21 protein-coding genes and 1 tRNA gene are annotated in these 25,301 nt (G+C 40.7%); 16 read left to right on the forward strand and 6 right to left on the reverse strand.

Annotation, left to right across the window (positions count from 1 at the left end; genetic code table 11):
* Nucleotides 1-879, reverse strand: coding sequence for an aspartoacylase (locus tag L6494_RS04810; RefSeq protein WP_237991697.1), 879 nt, complete (start codon nucleotides 877-879; stop codon nucleotides 1-3).
* Between the two features lie 618 nt (nucleotides 880-1,497).
* Between L6494_RS04810 and L6494_RS04815 the strand changes: the two genes are divergently transcribed.
* Nucleotides 1,498-2,412 carry a LysR substrate-binding domain-containing protein gene (locus L6494_RS04815; protein WP_237991698.1) on the forward strand — a complete coding sequence of 305 codons (915 nt, stop codon included), beginning with the start codon at nucleotides 1,498-1,500 and terminating at the stop codon, nucleotides 2,410-2,412.
* A gap of 250 nt (nucleotides 2,413-2,662) precedes the next feature.
* Here the strand turns inward: L6494_RS04815 and L6494_RS04820 are convergent, their stop codons facing one another.
* Entirely contained in the window at nucleotides 2,663-4,729 is a 2,067-nt protein-coding gene (locus tag L6494_RS04820) for a S9 family peptidase (RefSeq protein WP_237991699.1), read from the reverse strand.
* Nucleotides 4,730-4,777: 48 nt separating this feature from the next.
* Complete coding sequence (locus L6494_RS04825; RefSeq protein WP_237991700.1) at nucleotides 4,778-5,524, reverse strand: hypothetical protein; 747 nt, start codon at nucleotides 5,522-5,524, stop codon at nucleotides 4,778-4,780.
* Nucleotides 5,525-5,748: 224 nt separating this feature from the next.
* On the opposite strand from L6494_RS04825, the gene hemE reads away from it, so the two are divergent.
* Entirely contained in the window at nucleotides 5,749-6,801 is a 1,053-nt protein-coding gene (hemE, locus tag L6494_RS04830) for a uroporphyrinogen decarboxylase (RefSeq protein WP_237991701.1), read from the forward strand.
* Nucleotides 6,802-6,901: 100 nt separating this feature from the next.
* Nucleotides 6,902-7,855, forward strand: coding sequence for an NAD-dependent epimerase/dehydratase family protein (locus tag L6494_RS04835; RefSeq protein ID WP_237991702.1), 954 nt, complete (start codon nucleotides 6,902-6,904; stop codon nucleotides 7,853-7,855).
* A gap of 122 nt (nucleotides 7,856-7,977) precedes the next feature.
* Here L6494_RS04835 and miaB read toward each other — a convergent pair whose 3' ends face one another.
* Entirely contained in the window at nucleotides 7,978-9,342 is a 1,365-nt protein-coding gene (gene miaB / locus L6494_RS04840; RefSeq protein ID WP_237991703.1) for a tRNA (N6-isopentenyl adenosine(37)-C2)-methylthiotransferase MiaB, read from the reverse strand.
* Nucleotides 9,343-9,420: 78 nt separating this feature from the next.
* Between miaB and arsC the strand changes: the two genes are divergently transcribed.
* A complete protein-coding gene (arsC, locus tag L6494_RS04845) occupies nucleotides 9,421-9,819 on the forward strand; it encodes an arsenate reductase, glutathione/glutaredoxin type (RefSeq protein ID WP_237991704.1) in 399 nt (132 codons plus the stop codon).
* 40 nt (nucleotides 9,820-9,859) lie between these two features.
* Here the strand turns inward: arsC and L6494_RS04850 are convergent, their stop codons facing one another.
* Nucleotides 9,860-10,507, reverse strand: a complete 648-nt coding sequence (locus L6494_RS04850) for a Uma2 family endonuclease (RefSeq protein WP_237995812.1) — start codon at nucleotides 10,505-10,507, stop codon at nucleotides 9,860-9,862.
* Nucleotides 10,508-11,020: 513 nt separating this feature from the next.
* Here L6494_RS04850 and L6494_RS04855 point away from each other — a divergent pair.
* The 6 genes from L6494_RS04855 (at nucleotide 11,021) to L6494_RS04880 (ending at nucleotide 14,251) form a co-directional block, all read left to right on the forward strand.
* Complete coding sequence (locus L6494_RS04855; RefSeq protein WP_237991705.1) at nucleotides 11,021-12,064, forward strand: 1-acyl-sn-glycerol-3-phosphate acyltransferase; 1,044 nt, start codon at nucleotides 11,021-11,023, stop codon at nucleotides 12,062-12,064.
* Nucleotides 12,065-12,285: 221 nt separating this feature from the next.
* Entirely contained in the window at nucleotides 12,286-12,522 is a 237-nt protein-coding gene (locus tag L6494_RS04860; protein WP_190701020.1) for a DNA-directed RNA polymerase subunit omega, read from the forward strand.
* A gap of 158 nt (nucleotides 12,523-12,680) precedes the next feature.
* Complete coding sequence (locus L6494_RS04865; RefSeq protein ID WP_237995814.1) at nucleotides 12,681-13,115, forward strand: hypothetical protein; 435 nt, start codon at nucleotides 12,681-12,683, stop codon at nucleotides 13,113-13,115.
* Between the two features lie 5 nt (nucleotides 13,116-13,120).
* The gene (locus L6494_RS04870; protein WP_237991706.1) at nucleotides 13,121-13,486 is read left to right on the forward strand and encodes a DUF1818 family protein; all 366 of its coding nucleotides are present in this window, start codon (nucleotides 13,121-13,123) and stop codon (nucleotides 13,484-13,486) included.
* Nucleotides 13,487-13,536: 50 nt separating this feature from the next.
* Nucleotides 13,537-13,610, forward strand: a tRNA-Pro gene (locus tag L6494_RS04875).
* A gap of 242 nt (nucleotides 13,611-13,852) precedes the next feature.
* Nucleotides 13,853-14,251, forward strand: a complete 399-nt coding sequence (locus L6494_RS04880; protein WP_237991707.1) for a hypothetical protein — start codon at nucleotides 13,853-13,855, stop codon at nucleotides 14,249-14,251.
* A gap of 26 nt (nucleotides 14,252-14,277) precedes the next feature.
* On the opposite strand, the gene pgsA is transcribed toward L6494_RS04880, so the two are convergent.
* Nucleotides 14,278-14,811 (reverse strand): CDP-diacylglycerol--glycerol-3-phosphate 3-phosphatidyltransferase, encoded by a 534-nt coding sequence (gene pgsA / locus L6494_RS04885; protein ID WP_237991708.1) that lies wholly within the window; start codon nucleotides 14,809-14,811, stop codon nucleotides 14,278-14,280.
* A gap of 514 nt (nucleotides 14,812-15,325) precedes the next feature.
* On the opposite strand from pgsA, the gene L6494_RS04890 reads away from it, so the two are divergent.
* The 6 genes from L6494_RS04890 to L6494_RS04925 all read left to right on the forward strand — a co-directional run bounded on the left by L6494_RS04890 (nucleotide 15,326) and on the right by L6494_RS04925 (nucleotide 24,705).
* Entirely contained in the window at nucleotides 15,326-17,995 is a 2,670-nt protein-coding gene (locus L6494_RS04890) for a beta strand repeat-containing protein (RefSeq protein ID WP_330911066.1), read from the forward strand.
* Nucleotides 17,996-18,356: 361 nt separating this feature from the next.
* Nucleotides 18,357-19,169, forward strand: coding sequence for a hypothetical protein (locus tag L6494_RS04905; protein WP_237991709.1), 813 nt, complete (start codon nucleotides 18,357-18,359; stop codon nucleotides 19,167-19,169).
* Nucleotides 19,170-19,638: 469 nt separating this feature from the next.
* Complete coding sequence (locus L6494_RS04910; RefSeq protein WP_237991710.1) at nucleotides 19,639-20,859, forward strand: MFS transporter; 1,221 nt, start codon at nucleotides 19,639-19,641, stop codon at nucleotides 20,857-20,859.
* A gap of 224 nt (nucleotides 20,860-21,083) precedes the next feature.
* Nucleotides 21,084-22,061, forward strand: a complete 978-nt coding sequence (locus L6494_RS04915; RefSeq protein WP_237991711.1) for a hypothetical protein — start codon at nucleotides 21,084-21,086, stop codon at nucleotides 22,059-22,061.
* Between the two features lie 89 nt (nucleotides 22,062-22,150).
* Entirely contained in the window at nucleotides 22,151-23,563 is a 1,413-nt protein-coding gene (locus L6494_RS04920; protein WP_237991712.1) for an aspartate ammonia-lyase, read from the forward strand.
* A gap of 170 nt (nucleotides 23,564-23,733) precedes the next feature.
* Entirely contained in the window at nucleotides 23,734-24,705 is a 972-nt protein-coding gene (locus L6494_RS04925) for a DUF362 domain-containing protein (RefSeq protein WP_237991713.1), read from the forward strand.
* Nucleotides 24,706-25,301 lie beyond the last annotated feature (596 nt).

The raw sequence follows: 25,301 nt of genomic DNA on the forward strand, positions 1-25,301 counted from the left end.
TTAAATTGTGAGTTGTTGTTTTTCTGTGAAACACATAGCAACGCCTTTCTCGTAATAAGCGGCTTCATTAATAAAAATTGGGTAAACTATTGATGTGCCTGTGTAGGCGATCGCTTGACCATCAAATGTTAAAAATATAGGCTCGCCTGGATGGAGTGGTTCATAATCACGAGACTGGATTTTCGGGTGAATCATTGCCTGAATTTCGCCTTGTTCATTTCTGGGATAATCTATAGAACATAAAAATTTATACAGTGTGAGTGTATTATTATGTTCCAAAATATCACCGCGATTATATCTTTCTAAATAATCTAAAATTTCATAAATTAGTTTCTCAGTATTTTGAAATAATTCTGCATCTAAGACACCTTGAGCCACAGCACCTACTTCAATTACAAAACCTAACTCACTTAGGGAACGGAGAAAATTACTACCTTCTTCTGGTATCGTCTGGCAAACTTTGACTAAAGGATTAATTGCACTTAGATAAGCAGCTAATTTTAATAGGAATGGATGCTGATTACCTAAAATAATAGTCAAGCCCATGTTGGCTGTTGTACTGTGTAAATCAATAATTACATCTGCCTTGGTTTTATTATCTTCTCCTAAAAGTTTAGATATATTCTTCGCCTGTATCTCTTCATAACTAGACAAGGTAGTATTTTGTAAATCTTCGTTTAAAAAACAACGGTTTAAATCTTTTTCGATGTAGCGTCTACCTGCTGCAAAGGCTTGGGGATTACCTAATAATGTCAAAGTTTCAAAGCTGTATTTTTGAATTAATTGTGGAAATTGTTCAAATTTTTTAATCAGAAATGCACCTGTAAATTCATTACCGTGAGTTCCACCAACCAGGGCAACACGATTAATTTTATTCATGAAATATTCCTCCAAGTGTTTAACAATTCAAAATTCAAAATTCAAAATTAAAGACAGTTGGAGTTAGGGATTTAAACCCCAACTCAACTGATACTACGTGTAGACCTAGGGGTCTTAAACCCTTGAATTTACGATAAAATAGCAGTAATTTAGTCAATAGGAAATAAGCTGTAGGAAGTGGTAATTGGGAAAATTCACTTTCATATTCGGACATAGAACCAATTTTCTTGGGACTGCCTCCTGCCTCATTTTAGGTACAAATTTAGTGTTTATTGATATATTTTTCTTGTATGATTAGCAGCGTACCTAATATTTTTAAGATGTGCAATACCATTTTAATTAATAGAATTATATTTAAAAAATATAGTTATATTAATTTTCCACAATCAAGCAACAGATGCAAAGCTGTAAACCCAGGCTACATCTGAATTTATTAAGTTTAAATTTGGTATTACTCCCCTACGGACACTTTATAAAAGAAAAAGCCGTAGTAGTGTATCCAGTTTAAATTGATGGATCAGCAAGTTCGTAGTAAGGACTTTAGTCCTGATTGTTCTAAACACTAAAGTCTTGACTACAAACCCCAAAACTAACTTGAAAAAGTAGTAAATTGGTATTATGTCAGTAATGATTGAAATTCGACATTTGCGATATTTTATTGCTGTAGCAGAAGAATTAAACTTTAGTCGGGCGGCGGAACGCCTAAATATTGCTCAACCACCCCTAAGCCAACAAATTCAAGCCTTAGAAGCAGAATTAAGATTGCAACTATTTGAGCGTCATCGGCGGCCACTCCGCTTAACCTCTGCGGGGAATGTGTTTCTCAAAGAAGCACGTTTAGTTTTGACAACTTTAGAGAAAGCAGTCATCTCTGCACGCCAAGCAAGTCTAGGAGAAATTGGTAGTTTAATAGTGGCAGTAAATAGCACGATCGCTAATAGTGTTTTACCAGAAATTCTGCGAACTTTTCGCGATCGCTATCCCCAAGTCAGGCTGATTTTGCGTGAGGTGATGTCTTCACAACAATCACAACAGTTACACAACTCTCAAATTGATGTTGGTTTTGATTGTTTACTCAGCAACGGCGATACTGGGTTGAGTTCTTTAGAAATTTTGCAAGAACCGATAGTCATTGCTTTACCAGAAAACCATCCCCTAGCAAAACAACCCGAAATTTCTCTCAAAGCCTTAGTAGATGAACCTTTTGTTTTACCTTCACCAGATGTAGTTCTTTCCTACGGTCAAATTATTGAACTTTATCAAGAGGAAGTGGGTTTACCACCAAAAGTAGTCCAAGAAGCAACGTGGTTGATTACAGTTTTGAGTTTAGTTGCTGGGGGAGTAGGTGTAACATTGTTACCAGCTAACGCCCAAAACCTACAACGCACAGGAGTTGTCTATAGACCCATACAGGGAAAAAATCTGACTCGACCTATAGCCGCAGTTTGGCGCAGTGATGATATGTCTGTGATTTTGCAGAATTTTTTGCAGGTAATCAAAGATGTAGTCCCGGATGTCTCACCAGAGCAGTAGGTTGGTAAGCCACCGCCTTGAACGGGTCTCCCACCTTGGGGCGAGTGGCGTTTGACGTAAGGAAACCCAACACCGAAATATAGATTCAGCTTTCAAGATCCATAAAGATGACTTACTTGGTTCTACGGAATTAGTCATATCTTCTACAGGCCCAGCATTTGAAGAAGTTTCTTGGAGATTTAAGAAAACAGGTGAATCTCCCTAAATCCCCCTTAAAAAGGGGGACTTTGATTCTATTTTGCACTGACAACTAAACCAAACCCAAACGATCCAAAATAAAGGCATACTCAAAAGCTAGCTCTTTTAAGCTTTCATAACGTCCAGAAGCACCACTATGTCCAGCATCCATATTGGTTTTGAGTAGGAGAATATGATTGTCTGTTTTGAGTTCTCGCAGTTTGGCTGTCCATTTGGCAGGTTCCCAATATTTGACGCGGGAATCATTTAACCCGGCTGTGATTAACAAATCGGGGTAATCTTGGGCTGTAACGTTATCGTAGGGTGAGTAAGACTTCATGTAGTCATAGTAGGCTGGATCGTTGGGATTTCCCCATTCTTCCCATTCCATTGCCGAGAGGGGTAAAGATGTATCTAGGATTGTTGTCACCACATCGACAAACGGCACATTAGCGACCACTAACTCAAACAATTCAGGACGCAGATTAATTACTGCACCCATTAATAAACCGCCTGCACTACCACCTGTAATGGCTAGGTGTGTATTTGCTGTCCAACCTTCCTTAATCAAATATTCGGCACAGGCTATAAAATCGGTAAAGGTGTTTTTCTTGTGGAGGAATTTACCGTTTTCATACCATTTGCGTCCCATTTCTTCGCCGCCGCGAATATGAGCGATCGCAAATACTACCCCTCGGTCTAATAATGTTAGTCTAGTTGAAGAAAATGATGCGGGGTAAGAAGCACCATAAGAACCGTAGCCTGTAAGTAATAAGGGATTTTTACCGTCTTTTTTAATTCCCTGTTTGTAAACAATCGAGATGGGAACTTGTGTGCCATCTTCGGCTGTAGCCATTAACCATTCACTATGATATTGAGTTTGGTCATAGCCTCCAAGCACTTGGGTTTGTTTTTTTAATTCCCGTTCTTGGGTTTCCATATCGTAATCAAAAACAGATGGCGGTGTAATTAAGGAAGTGTAATTAAACCGCAAAATATTAGTATTAAATTCTGGGTTACTACCTTCGGAAAATTCATAGGTAGGTTCAGGAAAGATAATATTACTTTCATCATTTGTTGATAGATTTTGGACTCTGGCAGTTTGCAATCCATCTTTGCGTTCATAAATCACCAAATGATTAGCAAACAGACTAATTCCTGATAACAATACATCTTCCCGGTGAGGAATTATGGTTTGCCAATTTTCTTTTGATATTGCAGCTAGGGGAGTTTTTACCAATTTAAAGTTAGTAGCTGCTTCATTGGTGACGATGTAGAAGTAATCACTATGATGGTCTACATCGTATTCTATTCCTGAGTCGCGTGGGTAAATTATCTGAAAATCACTACCAGGATTATTGGCATCTAGATAGTGAACTTCTGTGGTAATGCTGCTCCGCAAAGTCATCAAAATATATGCTTGAGAGCGAGTATTATAAACGTATAAAGCGTAAGCCTCATCAGGTTCGTGATAGATTAACTCATCAGACTCTGTTGATGTGCCGAGAGTATGTCTAAATAATTGGTAAGGACGGTTAGCTGTATCAATTTTGGTATAAAACCCTGTTTGATTATCGTTTCCCCAACAAAAGGAAAAATAAGTATCAGCAATAGTTTCTGGATAAAATTGACGTGTATTTAAATCCAAAAAGAAAAGTGTATATCGCTCAGAGCCAGTAGTATCAAATGAGTAAGCTAGGATTTGATGATTAGGGCTAATATCAAATACACCTAATTCAAAAAAATCATGTCCGGCTGCTAATTCATTTTCATCTAATAGCACTTCTTCAGGAGCATCTAAACTGCCTTGTTTACGGCAATAAATGCGATAAGCTTTTCCGGCTTCAGTTCGCGAATAATAATAGTAATTATCTTTGCGGTATGGTACTGAGAGGTCAGTTTCTTGAATGCGCGAGAGCATTTCATCGTAAAGCTGAGTTTGCAGCGTCTCTGTATGCTGCATCATGGTTGTAGTGTAGGCGTTTTCTGCATCTAGATAAGCGACTACCTTGGGGTTATCAATATCGCGCAACCAAAAGTAGTTGTCTAATCGGCGATCGCCATGTAACTCTAAAACCTGGGGCTGTTTGTCAGCAACAGGAGGCTGAATATTTTTTTGTAACACCCGATCTTTTGTCATCCTTCTGTAACCTTTTATCCCATGTCAACCAACTAGCTACCCAAAAATTTAGGATGAGCTAGGAACTCCAGCCTGACGTTGTAATTGTTTTCTCAAAGTACATAAGCCAATTGCTGGTATAACTCCGAGAATCATAGCTGTAAATCCTTGTTCAATCCAATACATTCCTGCTGCTGGAATCAAATTTTTCATTAAGGAAAGCAACCAAACTACCAGACTAATACAGAAGAAGGAAAAAGAGGGGAAAAAATTCCACCACCAAGTTTTGACTGTATAACGCCGCAAGACTAACCATTGCACAAAACCTAGCCAAATCCCTGAAAGAATATAGAGAAATGTTGACAAAAATCCTAAAGTCAAAGTAGTTTCAGGACTTAAAGTTTGATCAGATGAATTAGCCAGACTAGCAATATAGTTAATCCAAGCGGTTGAGACACCATTAGCTAATAGCCAACCGATGCTGGTAGCCAGTATCCATAGCCAACCAGGGAGATAACGGCGCATAACTAATGCTTGATCAGCAGCAAAAACTACCGCAAAGACAATATTACCAAGCAATCTCACGCAAAAACTCCATACTTGTGGCTGATCAGCAAAAGTAGGGAGCAGAGTTTGCCAGAGAATTTTTTCTATAGCAATACTGACAATACCACCCACCACCCACCCCACAATAGTCATTAACGTAAACTGCACAAAGAATATTCGGCGTTGAGAACGGGGAATTAATAACTTGACTGGGCGAGAATTACTATGAGCATCTGCAAAATGAGAGTAATTACTAGAGTTAGTTTGCATATTAATTTAAGTTAAGAAATTTGAATAAAGTAATCTCAATAAAACCAGTTTTAACCTAAGCAAGAGAACGGTTATAGGGCATAGATCATGGGGCATAGGTGTAAAATATTCACTATCAACTGTCCCCTGTCACCTGTCCCCCGTCACCTCTATTTGATCAAGCGTAATCCCAGAATGATAAGCTAAACAGTGACATAAAAAAGTGACTTAGGATGAAGTGTTAAATGGGTGTTTCGTCAACGACTCCTCATCTTTTACGGGCTGCTCGTGGTGAAATTGTAGATCGTCCCCCTGTATGGATGATGCGACAAGCCGGACGATATATGAAAGCATATCGGGATTTAAGGGAGAAGTATCCTTCATTTCGCGATCGCTCCGAAATTCCAGAAGTAGCAATTGAAGTCTCCCTCCAACCTTGGAGAGCTTTCCAACCAGACGGAGTAATTTTATTTTCCGATATTGTCACCCCCTTACCAGGTTTGGGGATTGACATGGACATTGCGGAAGGTAAAGGCCCCATCATTCATGCGCCCATTCGCACTCAAGCACAAATTGACGCACTGCGTCCTCTAGAACCAGAAGCGGCTCTACCGTTCATTAAAACCATATTGCAGGCTCTACGCCAAGAAGTAGGCAACAAATCAACGGTATTAGGCTTTGTGGGTGCGCCGTGGACATTAGCCGCCTATGCAGTGGAAGGTAAAGGTTCTAAAACCTACTCCATCATCAAAAACATGGCTTTCACACAGCCAGATGTACTGCATCAACTCCTAGCTAAATTAGCAGATGCGATCGCAGTTTATACCCGTTATCAAATCGATTCCGGCGCGCAAGTCGTGCAAATGTTCGATTCTTGGGCGGGATATCTCAGCCCCCAAGATTATGACACCTTTGCTCTCCCCTACCAAAAGCGAGTATTCCAGCAAGTCAAAGCAACTCACCCAGATACACCATTAATTTTGTTAGTCAGTGGTAGCGCAGGCGTACTAGAACGCATGGCGCAATCTGGTGCTGATATCGTCACCGTAGACTGGACAGTAGACATGGCCGATGCTAGAGCCAGATTAGGTAAACACATCAAAGTGCAAGGTAATCTTGACCCTGGCGTATTATACGGCTCAAAAGAGTTTATCCGCGATCGCATCATTGACACCGTTCGCAAAGCTGGTAACTGGGGTCACATTCTCAACCTCGGACACGGTGTACACCCAGACACCCCAGAAGAAAACGTCGCCTTTTTCTTTGAAACAGCGAAACAACTTCATGCGGTTGTGTAGTCAAAACTTCTCTTTCTCTGTGTCTTTGTGTCTCTGTGGTTTAATATTTTTCACCACAGAGACACAGAGACACAGAGTGTTTTAATTCAAGCTTTCTCTTATGACCAAGAAACGAATTTTAGTGACTGGTGCTAGTGGCTGTATAGGTCACTATATTAGCGAAGCCCTAATTCAAGAAACAGATGACGAACTATATTTACTAGTTAGAAATCCCCATAAATTGCAAGTTGATACCACGGTTCGTCCTGGTATTCATGTGTTGCAGGGTGATATGCAGAATATCAGCGCATTAGCTGACTTATTGCCAACAATTGATGTTGCAGTTCTCACTGCTACGGCTTGGGGTGGTGAGCAAACCTTTGATATTAATGTCTCTAAAACTTTAGAGTTACTCAGTTTATTAAATCCTGACCGTTGCCAACAAGTTATTTATTTTTCTACAGCTAGTGTTTTAGACAGTCATAATCAACCACTCAAAGAAGCAGGGGAAATTGGGACAGATTATATTCGTTCTAAATATGAATGTTTACAGAAAATATCACAATTAGCAATAGCATCTAAAATTACTACAGTTTTCCCGACTTTAGTTTTAGGTGGTGATGCCAAAAAACCCTATTCTCATCTAACATCAGGGATTCCAGAAGTTACCAAATATATTAATTTAATTCGCTTCTTAAAAGCCGACGGCAGTTTTCATTTTATCCACGGTCAAGATATCGCCAGTGTAGTTAAATATTTAATATTTAATCCTCCCCAAAGCGATGCACCACGAAGGCTAGTTTTAGGACAAGCAAGACTAACCGCAGACCAAGCCATTGAAGAACTCTGCACTTATTTCGGTAAAAAGATTTACTTCCGCATTCCCCTATCTTTATCCTTAGCCAATTTAATTATCGTCGTCTTTCGGATTCAGATGGCAGCTTGGGATCGATTCTGCATGAACTATCGCCATTTTACCTATGATACGGTGATTAATCCTGGTAGTTTTGACTTGCCGAATTACTGTGCAACCATGAGTGATGTGTTAAAAATTAGCGGTGTTCAAAGCAGGTAAACCTGTGTAAATTAGAGTATTATTTACTCACGCAAAGACGCATTCGCCGGAGGCGTGAGATTTTTACACTAGCTTATAAAGACCAACTAGAAAGGGAATAAACAGAAATTTTTCAGTTGTTTCTAGACTGGCACAGCTTGACGCACTTCTACGGGTTCACCAGTCAAGCTAAAAGCACGAACTTCGGTGATTTTCACCTTCACTAATTGCCCTTTTAGTTGATTAATATCGCCAGTGAAGAAAGTGAGACGATTACCGCGTATGCGTCCCATTACCTGGGTTTTATCTTTGAGGTTTTGGTCTTCTACCAAGACTTCCTCAATGCGTCCCATGTAACGTTGCGATCGCTCGGCTGCTTTGACGTTCACTAAATGGTTTAATCTTTGTAGGCGATCGCTTTTTACTTCTTCACTCAGTTGATTATCCCACAAGGCGGCGGGTGTGCCTGGGCGGGGGGAATAGGCGGCGGTGTTCAACAGGTCAAAACCGATATCTTCTACCAATTTCAACGTATTTTCAAACTGTGCTTCTGTTTCCCCTGGGAAACCAACAATGGCATCACCACTAATTGACGCATCTGGCATATATTGGCGAATGGTGTCAATAATGCGGCGGTATTTTTCGTGAGTGTAACCCCGCGCCATCGCTTTTAATAGTTCGTTATCTCCAGACTGGAAAGGAATATGGAAGTGTTCACAGACTTTAGGCAATTCTGCACAAGCTTTAATTAGCCTCTCCGTAAAATAACGGGGGTGACTGGTAGCAAATCTCAGGCGTTCAACTCCCGGCACATCATGGACATAATACAGCAAATCTGTAAAGTTGTGCAGATGTCGCCCTTCTGCTGTCGCTCCCGGTAAATCTCGTCCGTAAGCGTCAATATTTTGACCAAGGAGGGTAATTTCTTTGTAACCCTGCCGTCCCAATTCTATCATTTCGTCCCGGATAGCTTCCGGTGTGCGGGACTGTTCCACGCCGCGCACGTTGGGGACTACGCAATAGGTACAGCGTTCATTGCAGCCATAAATCACATTGACCCAAGCTGTCACAGTGCTATCCCGCCGCGCCTGGGTGATATCTTCCATGATGTGGACTGCTTCAGTCGCCACAACTTGATTGCCTTCAAACACCGACTCTAATAAATCTTGCAGACGGTTGGCGTGTTGAGGCCCCATGACTAAGTCTAATTCTGGTACACGCCGTAATAGTGCTTCGCCTTCTTGTTGAGCAACACAACCAGCAACGACTAAAGTTAAGTCTGGCTGTTCATGTTTGCGCTTGGCTTGTCTACCGAGGTAAGAATAGACTTTCTGCTCGGCATTATCTCGAATGGTGCAGGTATTGTAAAGAATCAGATTTGCATTGTTGGGATCTTCGACAAATTCAAAGCCCATGTCTTCTAATATGCCAGCCATGCGTTCTGAGTCGGCTTTATTCATTTGGCAACCGAAGGTAGTAATGTGATAGCGGCGTTTAGCAGTGGTCATGGGCAATTATGCTTAATTAGGTGGATATTAAATATGCTGTGTGTTCTTCTCTATTCTATTAGAGTATAAAGTAAGCGCATGAAAAAAGTGATGTTTGTCTGCAAGCATAATTCACGCCGTTCTCAAATGGCAGAAGGCTTTGCCCGTACATTAGGAGAAGGAAAAATTACCGCTACAAGTTCCGGTTTGGCCATCAATGAAGTAGATCCAATTTCCTGTAAAGTCATGTCAGAGATTGGTATCGATATTAGTCAGCAGACTTCTAAAATTTTAAATAATTTCCATCCAGAAGATTACGATATAGTAATTTCTTTATGTGGTTGCGGTGTGAATTTACCGGAAGCTTGGGTAATTAGAGATGTATTTGAAGATTGGCAATTAGATGATCCAGCAGGAGAATCTATAGAAACTTTTCGTCGTGTGCGGGATGAAATAAAAGTAAGAGTTGTGCAGTTAATTGCATCTCTTAGCTTGTAGGGCTTTTTGTAACTAATATTGTCATTTTAAATCAGCCATTTTACGACGGTTTTATCTGCTGTATTACCCAAATCCGAAAATTCTTGAGCGTAGTATTTCTTCCCATAATTTTACTTTGCTCAAGATATTGGGTAATGACATCTATTAAAGGTAATTGAGGAAAATTCAAGCTGTTTTTCGATTCTATATAAACACCATTCTGCAAAATATTAATTTGTAGCTTATCTTTTTCAAACTGCCAAACTTCTGGCACTTTTAGCGATTGATAAATATTGAGATGGGTGCGAGAAGTAATATCAATTTCTAAAGCTAAATCTGGTGGAGGATCTACTTTTAAATCGAGCCTCTTCTTACCACGAATTTTAGATTCATTTTTAATATAAAAACACTGATCAGGTTCTATACCTTGAGCCATGAATTGATTTTTGAATGTGGTAGAACCTAAGCATCTAAACTCAACCTCTAATTCTTCTAAAAGTGCTTTGACTAAATCGCTGATAATTTCTTTATTATCTTCATGTTCTGGCAATGGAGACATGATTTCTAGCATTCCCCTATCATAAGCAATTCGGGCTGCGCGGTGTTCTCCTAAATCTTCAAGAATTGTTTCTAATTCTTGCCAAGTGACATCTCGTAGCAATACTTTTTGTCCAGGTGGAACATAGATGCGCTTTAATTCTAATAACATCGCTGCCACTCCAGAAACTTAAATCTAAGATAGCTTGTTTGATTGATTTTGTTGATAGTAAGCTTGTAATGCTGATGTAGTAATTTTTACGTCTAGAGTCAGATACACACTATGAATTTATCAGGCTAAGATATGTGGCAAATATAAGTCAATATGGTTCAGTTAAGGGTTATTTGTGTAGATACTTGATATCTATCTACATGAAGATTTTGGGCTTACCTGAACTGTATTGAAATATTAAGTGACATCTTATTTACCAAGCCCCGTTGGGGCGGGTATAGGGGTGTAGGGGTATAGGGGTATAGGGGTAAGAAAGAGCAGCCAACCTAACCCTTGGGTTAAAAGCCCTGCTCTTTGGGACAACGGTGTTGGGTTCTTTTTCAATCCCCGTCCAACACCTTCAACCCCCTACACCCTTACACCCTTATACCCTTACACCCTTATACCCTTACACCCTTACACCCTTACACCCTTACACCCTTACACCCTTACACCCCTAATGAACCAGTAGTTGTGATTAATCAACACTCTGAAAGTCTGATACATCCCCCAATAGGAACTCCGTCTAAGCAACCATATCAATTTAGCTGGTTTGACTGGTTTTGTTTGTGGTATCCTCCCGGTTGGCTGATTTTATTTAATCGCCACTGGCAACATTATCATAGAGATCCTGATGGTTGGTATTGGCTAGAATATTTACTATTTTTAATTCCTGGGGGATTTTATCTAGCATTGTTGAGTCGGTGGTTGCGCTTAGGTTGTCGTTCACCTAGAACAGAAATTGCAGAATTTAATCCTCACTATCAACAGGCATTTCGTGAAGAAATTTTAACTTTTATTGTGAAATATTATTTTCGTGGAGAATTGCAGCAAGTTGAGAATCTGCCATCTGTTGGTTCGATGATTGTGGTGATGAATCATGCAGGGATGTGTTTTCCCTGGGATTTTATTTGTTTGGGTTATTTATTAAGCGAAGCACGAGGTTGGACAGTACAACCTTTAGCGGGGGTATCATTATTTGATCATCCTTGGGTTGTGTGGTGGCTACCTCCCAAATGGTCGCAGGTTTTGGGTGCTGTGCGGGCAGAGTTAGGTGATTTTGAACAGGCGATTTCCCAAGGTAAAATTTTGCTATATGCCCCTGAAGGTTTACGCGGCCCCCTAAAAGGTTGGGGTAACCGCTACCAACTGCAAAAATTTGATGTGAGTTTTTTACAGTTGAGCGATCGCTATCATATTCCAATTCTGCCAGTCGTTTGCATCGGTAGTGAATCGTTACATCCTTGGACTATTAATCTCAAAAAATTACAAAGACTATTTAAATTACCGTTCTTGCCTATCTCACCTTTGATGTTGGTACTAATTATCTTTCCTTCAATGGGTGTTTGGGCTATGAGAAGTCGCTTACGTTATTTTATTCAGCCTGTGGATGCAGTAGACACAACAGCAGAGTTTGAAAATAATTCTAGTAAAGTACGTAAAGCCGTGTATCAACGCACCAACCAAGTTCGTGAACAGTTACAGAATCAAATCAATCGATTATTTAACAAAATGTAGGGGTTTAAATCCCCGGCCTCTATTAAGCCGCAAGTGTTGTGGCGGGGTCTAAATCCCCGTTACAACACGTAATTGCGTTAGCGGAGCGGGACGTTAGTCCATTGCGAATTGCGAATTGCGAATTGCGAATTGCGAATTGGTTTAAAAGGGTGTAGGGGTGAGAAAACACAGCATCTTGTTCGGTACTGCTAAACTAGGTATGTCCCCAAGAACCAATTACTATGCTCAAGCGTTCTAAGTTCGAGACAACACAGTCTCAGATTATGCACCGTTCCGAGGAACTAATTAGTGCAGCTTCCAATCGCTACCGCATTACGGTTCAAGTGGCAAATCGTGCCAAGCGTCGGCGTTATGAAGAATTTGAAAATGCCGAAGATGCCATGATGAAACCTGTGCTAAGGGCAATTATTGAAATGTCCGATGAACTGACACAACCAGAAATCATTGGCGAGCTGTGAAATTAATGCTGAGGTGGAAGTGCTGTTAGCGTAGCGGTGCAGAGTTAAAAACTATTTGCTTTGTGCTTTCACCTCAGATATTCACTACTATGAACAAGTAAAAAATTCTTTCTCATTCTCAGTTTATATTTGTGCGACTTAAATTAATTGCGATCGCTATCTCAACTCTCAGTGTGATTTTATTAGCTTCAGGAATAAGTATATTTCCTCTATCACCAGCACAAGCCCAAAGAGTTAGTCCCAGTGATGTCTGGCAGATAGTCTATGAAAAATTGCCTGATTTGCCCAAAGAAAACCAATATATCAGCAAAGAATCAGGGAAAGTAGCAGAAAATAGCACCCTAGCCAGCCGGCTGATTAGATATCACATCTACGTTAAAGAACGCGCCCCCAATTATCGCCTAGATTGGAAGCTAACGTTAGCTGATTATCTGGATGCCAATGAAATCATGTATGACACAACCTACCCAGGTAATGATACCTTAAGGCAGAACCCCTTAGATGGCGATCGCACTGTCATTAAAAACCTCACTCGCACCCAAAGAGATACCCTAGTTCAAATCCTCACCAACATCTTTAACCCCAATCCCTAACCCTCATGGAACGTCTAATTAAAAGCGGTGAAGGTTGGCGCATCGGCTGGAATCCTCACACCAGCGAGTTTCAAGGATTAGTCGGTACTGATGATTGGGCAATCGAGTTAACCGCAGCCGAGATAGATGATTTTTGTCGCCTGTTGGCAAAGCTAGCCGACACCATGAAACAACTCACCGCCGAATTAATGGATGAGGAAAAAATTGCCTGTGAAGCCGAAAGCGATTTATTATGGATGGAGGTAGAAGGCTATCCCCATGAATACAGTTTGCGCTTCATCCTCAACTCAGGACGCTGTGCAGAAGGTAAATGGCCAGCCCCTGCTATACCTGGTTTGTTGCAAGCTGCTGGAATGCTCAAAGTTTTTTAAACTTACCCCTTGATTATCCTAGAGTTTTGCGATAATATGGTAATTCTGACCGGGGCGTAGCGCAGCTTGGTAGCGCGCCACTTTGGGGTAGTGGAGGTCGTGGGTTCGAATCCCGCCGCTCCGATTGATAAAATCCCTAATCCTGCTAATCTTTAGTATAAGATCGGCAGGTTTTTTAAATTATTATTGGAATTTACACTACGGGTTCGTGGATTCGATTGCTGTTGAATATTATTCTAGTCCGCTTAAACATTAATAAATTCGTACAAAAAATATATGAATATTAATTAAATAATTCAACATAATGATACTCAGTATAGTTAAATATGTGACATATTTAACTATAGAGTTATTTTAGGCTTTGAGATGCTTCACGTTTCATCGAAAAGAAATAAAAATCGCCTACTGAATTTTTTAGGTGTACTTAGAAAAAAAGCAGGCAACCAAGAATCCCTACTACTGCTAACGACTTTATTCGTCTCTTTTGTTCCATCAATAGCTCAAGCTAGCTGCTTAATATGGACTTCTTGGCAACCAACTAGGTTAACCCAGCAACAATGTCTCAATAGAGCTGAATTAGCCCTGAGAAATACGGGATTCACTAAAGGTTTTGCACCATTGGAATCGGGAGTCTATGGAGAAACCGGACAATATAGCGGTACAATCCGGTGTATTAGTTCCAAAGGTATGGCATTTTTTATTGTTGCTGGCCCATCAGCTAGAACAGCGCAAAATTTACTAACACGTTTAGAAAACAACTATTAATATACAAAAAATTCAACTTGAGAATTTCAGTTTTTCTCTGGGGGTTTGTCGCTTGCAGAACTTTGCGGCCACAGATAAATTCCCCCAGAGATTAACGTCAAGGTGACAGAAATCCAAAAGGCGATAAGAGAGGGAATTTGCCACTCTACTGATAAGGGTGCAATGAGGAAGGCGATCGCAATAATTTGACTGACCGTTTTGAGTTTACCCCAAATATTTGCCCCGGTAATCGTCGTTTGATTAACTCGCCAACCTGCGATCGCTATTTCCCGCGCTAAAATTAAGAACACTCCCCAAGCCGGAATTTTTCCCAATTCCACTAACACCAGCAGGGGTGCTAATACTAACAATTTATCCACTAAAGGATCAAGAAACTTACCCAAATCAGTAATTTGGTTAAGTTTTCGTGCTAAATATCCATCTAACCAATCTGTGAGTGCAGCGACTAAAAAAATTGCTAAACATATCCATTTAGCTTGCTCTGTAGGGTTGTACAAACCATAAAGTAGAAATGGGACACCCAGAAGGCGAGAAAAAGTTATCCAGTTGGGTAAAGTCATGATTTGGGTTGAGCAATTTTCTATAATTTCAACCAACCAAATAATTGCCCTAATGTCAAATAGACATCTCCAAAAAAGAATGTAGAGACGTTCCATGTAACGTCTCTACAAGGTTTCTGGAAAACGCATATTTAATTTCTGGAAGTCCCCTCAAAGGGTAGTTCAAATTTTTCTGGTGCTGTTTCTTGTTCTTGCACTTTTCTATACATTTTAACGCATTTTAGCGCAAGGACTTTCCCCTATTGTAACTCTTTTGCTTACATCTTATTCACCTTCTATCCACCTGAATGTCTTAATTTATTCAGGTTTTAGGTTTATTCTGCAAACCCTAATTAGGGAAATAAAAGCATTTATTTCCCTAAAAACAAGAAAAATCTTTCAGGTTATATTAAAGTTTATTTACGTATATTCCCTGAAACTTCATGAAAAATTTATAATTTTATTCTTTGTATTATGTGAGTATTACAAGTGTTCAGTTCATGTGAGTAATAACACCACAGAGGTATAGATTATTGTGAAAATTAATGGTACTGCCAACAATGATTTTTTGAATGGCTTTGATAGCGACGATGAGATTAATGGTTTTGCCGGTAACGACATAATCAATGGTGGTCTAGGTAATGATCTGATTGATGGTGGACTGGGTAATGACTCCTTGTCTGGTGATGGTGGTGATGACACATTTAAAGGTAGTCGAGGTAACGACACCATCAATGGTGGAGACGGCTTTGATACCGCAGACTACGGCAGTTTGGGTAAAAAAATCACCCTGTCAGGAGTAGGGTCAATTATCAAAGCTGGTGGATTTGGTACAGATACCGTCTTTCAAGTAGAAAAGGTAATTGCTGATGCTACTGTTGCCAACAACACGATAGATGCGTCTCAATCTTTGTCAGGTGTACCTGCCATTGCTGACTTAGAAGCCCAAACCATCTCTGCCCTTAACGTTCCTGGTTTAGGAGATTTGACATTTAATGTCGTCAACTTTGACAATGTTATCGGTACTATCAACAATGACAGCATCAAAGGTGACAGCCAAAATAACCAATTAAGTGGTCTGGCTGGAGACGACTATATTGATGGTAGAGGTGGGAACGACCTGATTGATGGTGGAGACGGCAATGACACCTTGCTTGGTGGTGCTGGTGATGACACCTTTAAGGGTGGTCAGGGTAACGACAACATTGATGGTGGAGATGGTATTGACGTAGTAGACTACAGCAAACTAGGTCAGACTATCACTCTCTCAGGAGTAGGAACAGTTACTAAAGCTGGTGGATTAGGTCAAGACATACTCTTTAAGGTAGAGAAAGTAATTGCTGATGCTAAGGTTTCTAACAACACCATAGATGCCTCCGCCTCTTTGCTTGGAGTTGCTGCCATTGCCGACTTGCAAGCTCAAACCATCTCTGCGCTTAACGTTCCTGGTTTAGGAGATTTGACATTTAATGTCGTCAACTTTGACAATGTTATCGGTACAATTAATGATGACAGCATCAAAGGCGACGGACAAAATAACCAATTAACTGGTCTGGCTGGAGACGACATCATTGATGGTAGAGGTGGGAACGACCTGATTGATGGTGGAGACGGCAATGACACCTTGTTAGGTGGTGCTGGTAATGACACCTTTAAGGGTAGTCAGGGTGATGACTATATTGATGGTGGAACCGGCACGGATACCGCAGACTACAGCAAACTAGGTCAGACTATCACTCTCTCAGAAGTAGGGACAATTATCAAAGCTGGTGGATTGGGTACAGACTCACTCTTTAAAGTAGAAAGAATTGTTGCCGATGCTAGTGTTGCCAAGAATACTATAGATGCCTCCGCATCTGTTTCTGGTGTATCCATCACCGTTAACCTACAAAGTAAAACTTTGTCAGCCAACAATGTTCCTGGTCTAGGGACATTGCCATTTACTGTAGTCAACTTTGATGATGTCATCGGCACAAATGAAGATGACATCATTACTGGTGATACCCAGAGTAATACATTAACTGGTAATGGCGGTGATGACATATTTAGAGGCAGTCGAGGTAACGACACCATCAATGGTGGAGACGGCTTTGATACCGCAGACTACGGCAGTTTGGGTAAAAAAATCACCCTGTCAGGAGTAGGGTCAATTATCAAAGCTGGTGGATTTGGTACAGATACCGTCTTTCAAGTAGAAAAAGTAATTGCTGATGCTAGTGTTGCCAACAACACGATAGATGCGTCTCAATCTTTGTCGGGTGTACCTGCCATTGCTGACCTAGAAGCCCAAACCATCTCTGCCCTTAACGTTCCTGGTTTAGGAGATTTGACATTTAATGTCGTTAACTTTGACAATGTTATCGGTACAATTAATGACGACATTATTAAGGGCGACAGCCAAAATAACCAATTAAGTGGTCTGGCTGGAGACGACTATATTGATGGTAGAGATGGGAACGACCTGATTGATGGTGGAGACGGCAATGACACCTTGTTCGGTGGTGCTGGTGATGACACCTTTAAGGGTGGTCGGGGTAACGACAGCATTGATGGTGGAGATGGTATTGACGTAGTAGACTACAGCAAACTAGGTCAGACTATCACTCTCTCAGGAGTAGGAACAATTACCAAAGCTGGCGGCTTCGGAACAGACACAGTGTTTAAAGTGGAAACGGTGATTGCTGACGCTAAGGTTGCTAACAACACCATAGATTCCTCCCTATCTTTGCCTGGGGTATCTGTCGTCGCTAATTTACAAACGCAAACTATCTCCGCCTTTGACGTTCCTTTTTTGGGGACAATCACATTTGATGTCATCAACTTTGATAATCTTATCGGTACAGATGAAGGTGACAGCCTGACTGGTGACAACCAAAATAACCGATTAGAAGGTAGAGCAGGTGATGACATTATCTCCGGCGGCTTTGGTAATGACACCATCATCGGTGGATTAGGTAACGATACTCTTACAGGCGGTGCTGGTGCGGATAAGTTTGTTTTCAATAGCCTTGCTGATGGTCTTGACATCATCACAGATTACAACTTTGGTCAAAAGGACGTAATCCAAGTTTCTAAACTCGGATTTGGTGCTACTAACCTCAGCCAGTTCTTCTACGACAACACAAACGGCAGCTTGTCTTTCTCAGGAAATCAATTTGCTTCTCTTGTGAATCTCTCAACTAATATCAGTATTCAGTTTGTCTAAGAGACAAGCTGTCTAAAAGTATCCAAAAAACTGACACAAAAATCTTCTCTACTCTTCATTGTTCTGTGTCCTTTGTGTCTGTATCTTAGTCTATTGTTCTGTGTCCCTTGTGCCTGTATCGTAGCCTATTGTTCTGTGTCCTTTGTGTCTGTATCGTAGCCTGCGGTAAGGTGCTGTCGCATCTACATTTATTGGGATAATTTATTTCTTGGCTATTCCACATCTAACTTGCATATTTATCATGTAGAGCATTCATTTTTTTGCTTTATCTATCTCAATGAGAATAAAACGCTACCTTATTGTTGGTAGTCATTTTTTACATTTGATCATCAGATTCTGTGGAATTAAGGAGCTAAGTATTGTGATATTTTCGGGCAGTCATGTATTCAATCTATCGGTTAAATATTTATCGGCAATTACAGCCGTAATCACTGTTTTTCAACTACCAGTTCAGGCAGCCACATTTTTAGTAAATGAACGCGCGGCTTTGAGAGGTAATGATGAAGTTGACTGGGTAAGTTTAGGAAAAGTATTCAACCCATCTGCTCCTAGCTTTTCTGCTTTTTTGCCTAACTCCTTCTCCACAACTTCCCAAGGTGGATTAAGGTTAAATGTCGATATAGCTCCAGCTACTAATCCTGGATTTACTCCACCGTTTGTCTTTCAAACTTTACCGCCTCCTGGTATTCGGACTAATTTTGCTCAAGGTGATTATATTCTCTTTGGAGGTATAGACCCATCAGGTTTTCGACCTCTTTCCCCCGGCTCTCCTGACCCTCGTACTCCAGGGAATGGAGGACCTTTTACCATTAGTTTTGATAAGCCTGTTTTTGGCGTAGGTACTCAGATAGCTGTAGACATTAGTAACCAGCAAGTAGAAACTTTTATCACTGCTTTTGATAAAGTCAATAACCTATTAGGTACTTTCTCTGTTTTGAGTACTTCATCCCTAGCCTTAGATAATTCGGCAGTATTTTTGGGTATTCGTAGTGATACTCCAAATATCTCACGACTTGTTTTTAGCAGTACTGCTCCACAATTTGGCTTGGCTATTAATCGTGTCAGCATTGTGGTTCTAGTTCCTGAACCGACTTATACCTTAGGAATATTAGTTTTTGGTGTTTCAGGTGCTATTTGGAAACTGCGCCAACGCAAGACTAGGCAAGTAGGCTAATACAGTTCAGTTCACTGAAGGTACATAGTTCTTAAATATTCCCCTTAGTTCCTATTGAAAAGGGTAATTGAATGATGATTTAATCGACTTTTTCAGGGGAATTGTAAGTATAAAATCTTCTGTGAACTGTATTGATATGTAGCCTATAAAGCAGAAAGAATGACATTTTCAAACTTACGTATTAACGTAAATTTCCCACTTCTTGTATTTAGCGAAATTAAACTAAATGCCGTACACAGAACTAGAAACGATCATAGACGCGAAAATCAAAAGAGCTATACGCAAGCATGAGATGATAGTTGCTTGTATTAGCAGTATTATCGGGTTGATTTTTATAGTAGGTTTGTTCCACGCGATTTCGCTCAACCAAAGTCAAATTCAGGCATATTGCTCAAATTTGACTTTGGTTGTATCCAAGTTATTTCTATGATTAAGTGTTCCCTACTATGTATCAAAGGAAATTGCATCAATGGTGAATAATAACAATGGCAGGCCTACATTCGTCTTATTTTTGATTGTATTTATAGACTTGCTTGGCTTCGGAATTATCTTGCCGATACTGCCTTTGTATGCTGAACAATTCGGTGCAGAACCGAATGAAGCTACTTTGCTTGTGGCTATTTATTCTTTAATGCAGTTCTTATTTGCACCATTATGGGGTAGCTTGAGCGATCGCTATGGTCGTCGTCCCATTATACTACTAACCCTGTTCGGTTCTTTAATTGCATACACAGGCTTAGGTTTTGCCAACTCCTTGGGGATTTTATTTATTGCTCGTGGTCTTGCGGGGATGATGGCAGGTAATATAGCCACTGCTCAGGCGTACATAGCAGATATTACTACACCAGCTAATCGCGCTCGTGGCATGGGCATCATCGGCGCAGCTTTTGGTCTTGGCTTTATTCTCGGCCCAGCTATTGGAGGTATTCTCGTAGGGACTGACCCGGACAACGCTAACTTCCATCTACCATCGTTGTTCTCAGCCGGATTATCTTTATTAGCATTGCTTTGTGCTTTGGTATTACTTCCAGAATCCCTCAATGCTGAGACTAAAGCCAAAATCCAAGCTCATCGCTACCGTCAGCGACGGCTAAATTTGCTACATCTGTTACAGCGTCCTCAGTTCTGTATGCTCATTGGTATCTACTTTTTAGTTACCTTTGCGGTTGCAGCTATGGACTCAACGTTTGCTTTATGGTCTAAGCAGGAATTAAACTGGGGTCCTCAACAAATTAGTTATCTTTTTGCCTTCATGGGGATTGTCTGCACAATCGTTCAAGGAGGACTTATCGGATTTCTCAAGAAACTCTTGGGTGAAATCAAGTTACTTACCTTGGGAATATTAGGACTAGGTGTAGGATTACTGCTAATTGGATTCTCACAAAGCTTAATTTTATTATTAGTATCTACCACACTTGTGGCAGGGGGAATTAGTGTCAATCAACCAATATTGAATAGCCTCATTTCTCAAATAACAGTAACAGAAGACCAAGGACAAATATTAGGAATTGCCAGTTCTTGTTCTGCCTTGGCTCGCATTGTCGGTTCAATATGGGCAGGAGCTAGTTTCATGAAATTTGGGAGTTCTGCCCCTTTCTTGAGTGGTTTTTTAGTAGTGCTGCTAGCTTTTATTTTAAGTTGGCGAATGAATAAAAATACTTCTGAATCAAAAGCAGAACGTGTTGTCTGAAAATCTATTACAGTGCAGTGTCAATAAACTACTTAGTTTAAGTTGGAATTTTGACTTGCGTGTATTTTTGCTAGGTCTTAGAGGTTGTTTTAAAAGTTGTTATCTATGAATTGAATTGAATTATTACTCCCTTTTCCAAGATCAGGTTTAGGGTGGGGTAAAAATATTTAACACATCAGTCATAACTTTTAAAACATCCTTTTAATTAAGAATTACGAATTAATATGACAGGTCGCCAAGTATTATTTATCGGCATTTTTATCAGCATCCTCCTCACCTACGCAATTTGGCTGGGTGGGGGTATTCCTGCAAGTATTATTAAGCTTCCTGACCAAGGATTAAGCTGGTACTACTGGAAGCTTCCTCATCCGACTTTTTGGAGCAGAGCCACAGCCTGGGGTATGTACCTTGGGCATCAGTTTGGCATCTGGGCGTGTATCTGGTGGGCGCAGCAAACGCAGTTGAAATACAAAACAGCGTTGCACCCCATTAATTACGCGATGCTTGCCATCAATGGTGCATTTATCGCTTTACACTTCCTGCAAACCTACATTTGGTACGATGCCCTAGCTCAAGATACCTCCATTTGGGCTTCCCAAGGTGCGGTTGTACTTCTACTAGTCTTCATACTGATTTTGGAAACACCTCGACGCGGCTTGTTTTTTGGCAATCCTGTGCCATTCCATCAAGAGTTTTTGCGAATTATCAAGGTGTACCACGGCTATTTTTTCTCCTTCGCTGCTATCTACACCTTTTGGTATCATCCAATGGAAGCGACTGCGGGACACTTAATTGGTTTTTTCTATATGTTTTTGCTGCTGCTCCAATCGTCATTAATCTTTAATCGCGCTCATACAAACCGTTGGTGGACATTCAGTTTGGAAATTACGGTGCTTTTACATAGTGTAGTTGTGTCCTGGATGCTAGGACAGACTAAATGGCCAACATTTCTCTTTGGTTTTCTGGGAATTCTTGTACTTACCCAACTCCACGGTTTACCAGTGAGTAGCTTGACTAAACGTACTATTTACGGAATTTTCTTAGTGAGTGTAATAGCGGTTTACGGATTGACTGAACGCGGCTTGGGCAGAATTTATGAAGTAACCTATATCCCTTTGATTGAGTTTGGGCTGGTGGGTATAATTTACTTAGTCTTCATGCTCATCTTATGGACGTTTTCCCGTTTAACTCTCAAAACTTAATGTACTCAAGAACCATATCTCTAGAACAATCAAGTTTTTTGTGTATTTGCATGGCATGATCTGTATTTTGAGATCATCCCAACAATAATATGACTGATAATAGAGATTTTCGGATCGAACGCGATTCAATGGGCGATCGCCAAATTGCGAGTGATGTTTATTACGGTATCCAAACTCTGCGAGCTATCGAAAACTTCCCCATTAGCGGCATTAAGCCATTACCTACTTACGTAGATGCTTGTTTATTTATTAAAAAAGCTACAGCCATTGTTAACGGTGAATTAGGCTGTATACCCCAAGATATTAGCCAAGTCATCGTGGAAGCAGCTGATGAAATCCTCGCTGGCAAATTCCGTGATCAATTTGTGGTAGATGTTTATCAAGCCGGTGCAGGGACTTCGCACCACATGAATGTCAATGAAGTCTTATCAAACCGGGCTTTAGAAATTCTCGGTGAAGAGAAAGGCAATTACAAAAGAGTTAGTCCCAACGATCATGTCAACTACGGACAGTCTACCAACGATGTGATTCCGACAGCCATTAGGATTGGTGGCTTGTTAGCACTGGAGAGGACATTACACCCCGCTTTAGAGAAAGCGATCGCTACCTTAGAAAATAAAGCTGTAGAATTTCAAGATATCGTTAAATCTGGCAGAACTCACCTACAAGACGCTGTACCCGTGCGTTTAGGTGAAAACTTCCGGGCTTGGGCGCAAATCCTCTCAGAACACCAAAACCGCCTTTATACAGCCTCTGGGGATTTAATGGTGCTGGGGTTGGGTGGTAGTGCGGCTGGAACTGGACTAAATACCCATCCCCAATATCGCGTTCGTGTGGTGGAAGTCCTCTCAGAATTACTCAACTTTCCTCTGCAACCTGCACCCCATCTCATGGCTGCAATGCAAAGTATGGGCGCATTTGTCAATGTTTCTGGCGCATTACGTAACTTAGCCCAAGATTTAGCCAAAATTTCCCACGACTTGCGCCTGATGGATTCCGGCCCAAAAACTGGCTTGAAAGAAATACAATTACCCCCAGTACAACCTGGTTCATCGATTATGCCAGGAAAATATAACCCCGTGATGGCAGAGATGACATCAATGGTATGTTTTCAGGTGATGGGTTACGACAATGCGATCGCTTTTGCCGCCCAAGCTGGACAATTAGAATTGAACGTGATGATGCCGTTAATAGCCTATAACCTGATTCACAGTATAGAAATTCTCGGTAATACTATCGCCGCCCTCACGGAACGTTGTATAGAGGGAATTACCGCTAATAAAGAACGTTGTTTAGCCTACGCTGAAGGTAGTCTAGCTTTAGTCACCGCACTTAACACCCATATTGGTTATCTAAACGCCGCCGCCGTCGCCAAAGAATCCCTAGAAACAGGCAAATCCCTACGACAGATTGTTTTAGAAAAAGGTCTAATGAGTGAAGCAGAATTAGCTACTGTGTTAAATCTAGAACAGATGAGCAGTATTTTAGGGACTGGGGAATAATCAATTCAAAATTCAAAATGACGCTCGTTCGCCCTTGGCGTGCCGTAGGCATGACTCGCTAACGCTGCGCTAACAAAATTCAAAATTCAAAATTCAAACACCCTCTGACTCATAACTCAGCACCGGCTAAACGCCGCGCTACCGCTAACAGCACTCATAACTCATAACTCATGCAGAACTCAAAACCATCTGTCAGCCTCATTCGGGCTACTTCTTACGAAAAAGATACTTTAAGAGAATCTTTAGTTACCTTACTAGAACCTTTGGGGGGGATGGCGGCCTTTGTCAAACCAGGGCAACGTGTCTTACTCAAACCAAATTTGCTCACAGGTGCGCGTCCTCAAAAAGAGTGTACCACTCGCGCTGAAATAGTTTATGCAGTTGCTCAGATGGTAATTGCCGCAGGTGGTAAACCATTTTTAGGGGATAGTCCAGCATTTGGTAGTGCCAAAGGTGTAGCCATAGCTAATGGTTATCAGCCAATCATCCAAGAATTAAATCTTCCTATCATTGAATTTCACGGACAGCGTTACCAAACCGTGAGCGAAAATTTTAATCACCTACTAATCAGTAAAGAAGCGATAGAAGCCGATGTGGTGATTAATCTACCGAAAGTCAAGTCCCATAGCCAATTAACCTTAACTTTGGGAGTCAAAAACCTCTTTGGTTGCGTTCCCGGCAAAATGAAAGCATGGTGGCACATGGAAGCAGGCAAAGATGCGAACCGCTTCGGGGAAATGTTAGTCGAAACTGCCAAGGCGATTAATCCAGATTTAACTATTTTAGATGGGATCATTGGACATGAAGGTAATGGCCCTAGTGGTGGCGAACCCCGCCCCTTGGGAATATTAGCCGCAGCATCCAATGTCTTCGCCCTAGATAGGGCAATGGTAGAAGTTCTCAACGTTCCACCCCATGAAGTCCCTACTGTTGCAGCTTCTCAACGCCTAGGAGTTTGTCCAGAATTAGCTGACATTGATTTTCCCAACTTACATCCTGACTTACTTCAAATTACAGATTGGCGACTGCCAGACCAGTTAACACCAATTGATTTTGCTATGCCCAGGGTAATCAAGTCTACGTTCAAACATTTTTATATTCGCTTTATTAAAGAACCAATGAGTGCCTACGGTAGACAGTAGTTTGTCTTGAGCATTCGCCCAAAAGTAAGTGCAAATTCTGCTACAACAATCTGCAAATGAGGAGGGTAGTCTAGAAATTACCCTCCGATTGCTTAACTAGACCGCCCTATAGTGGCGGTTTTTCCCAATTAGAACTCCCTTGCTCCCCCATCCCCCATCTAAAAACAAAAAGCGTTTTTTACTCTACTTATATAAAAATAAAGTAATATTACTTAAATTTATCAATTTACATTTCGGCAAAGATTGATGGTGTAATTACCGAATCGTCACTAGCAAATCCTGAAAATTTGTCTGTATTTCTTCGGTGGGATTTTTTGTTTATGAAAACCTGCTAACCTATCTATTTATGGTTATCAATGTATTTAGGGCTAATATTTTTTAGCGGTTCAAAAAAGACTTCCATAGGCCAGTAAAACTGCGGATTATTACAAGTATAATGAACAAGCTAAATCGCTAGAAATAGCTTAGACAAAGGATTCAAATATGGTAAAATCTTAGTAAGATGAAACCATTCAGATAAATAATTAATTTGCTGAAAAATAAAAATCAAGTAATTATCCCGTGTATTTAATCTATGCTTAACCTGAAATTAATAC

Source organism: Nostoc sp. UHCC 0870, from assembly GCF_022063185.1.
GTDB lineage: Bacteria > Cyanobacteriota > Cyanobacteriia > Cyanobacteriales > Nostocaceae > Trichormus.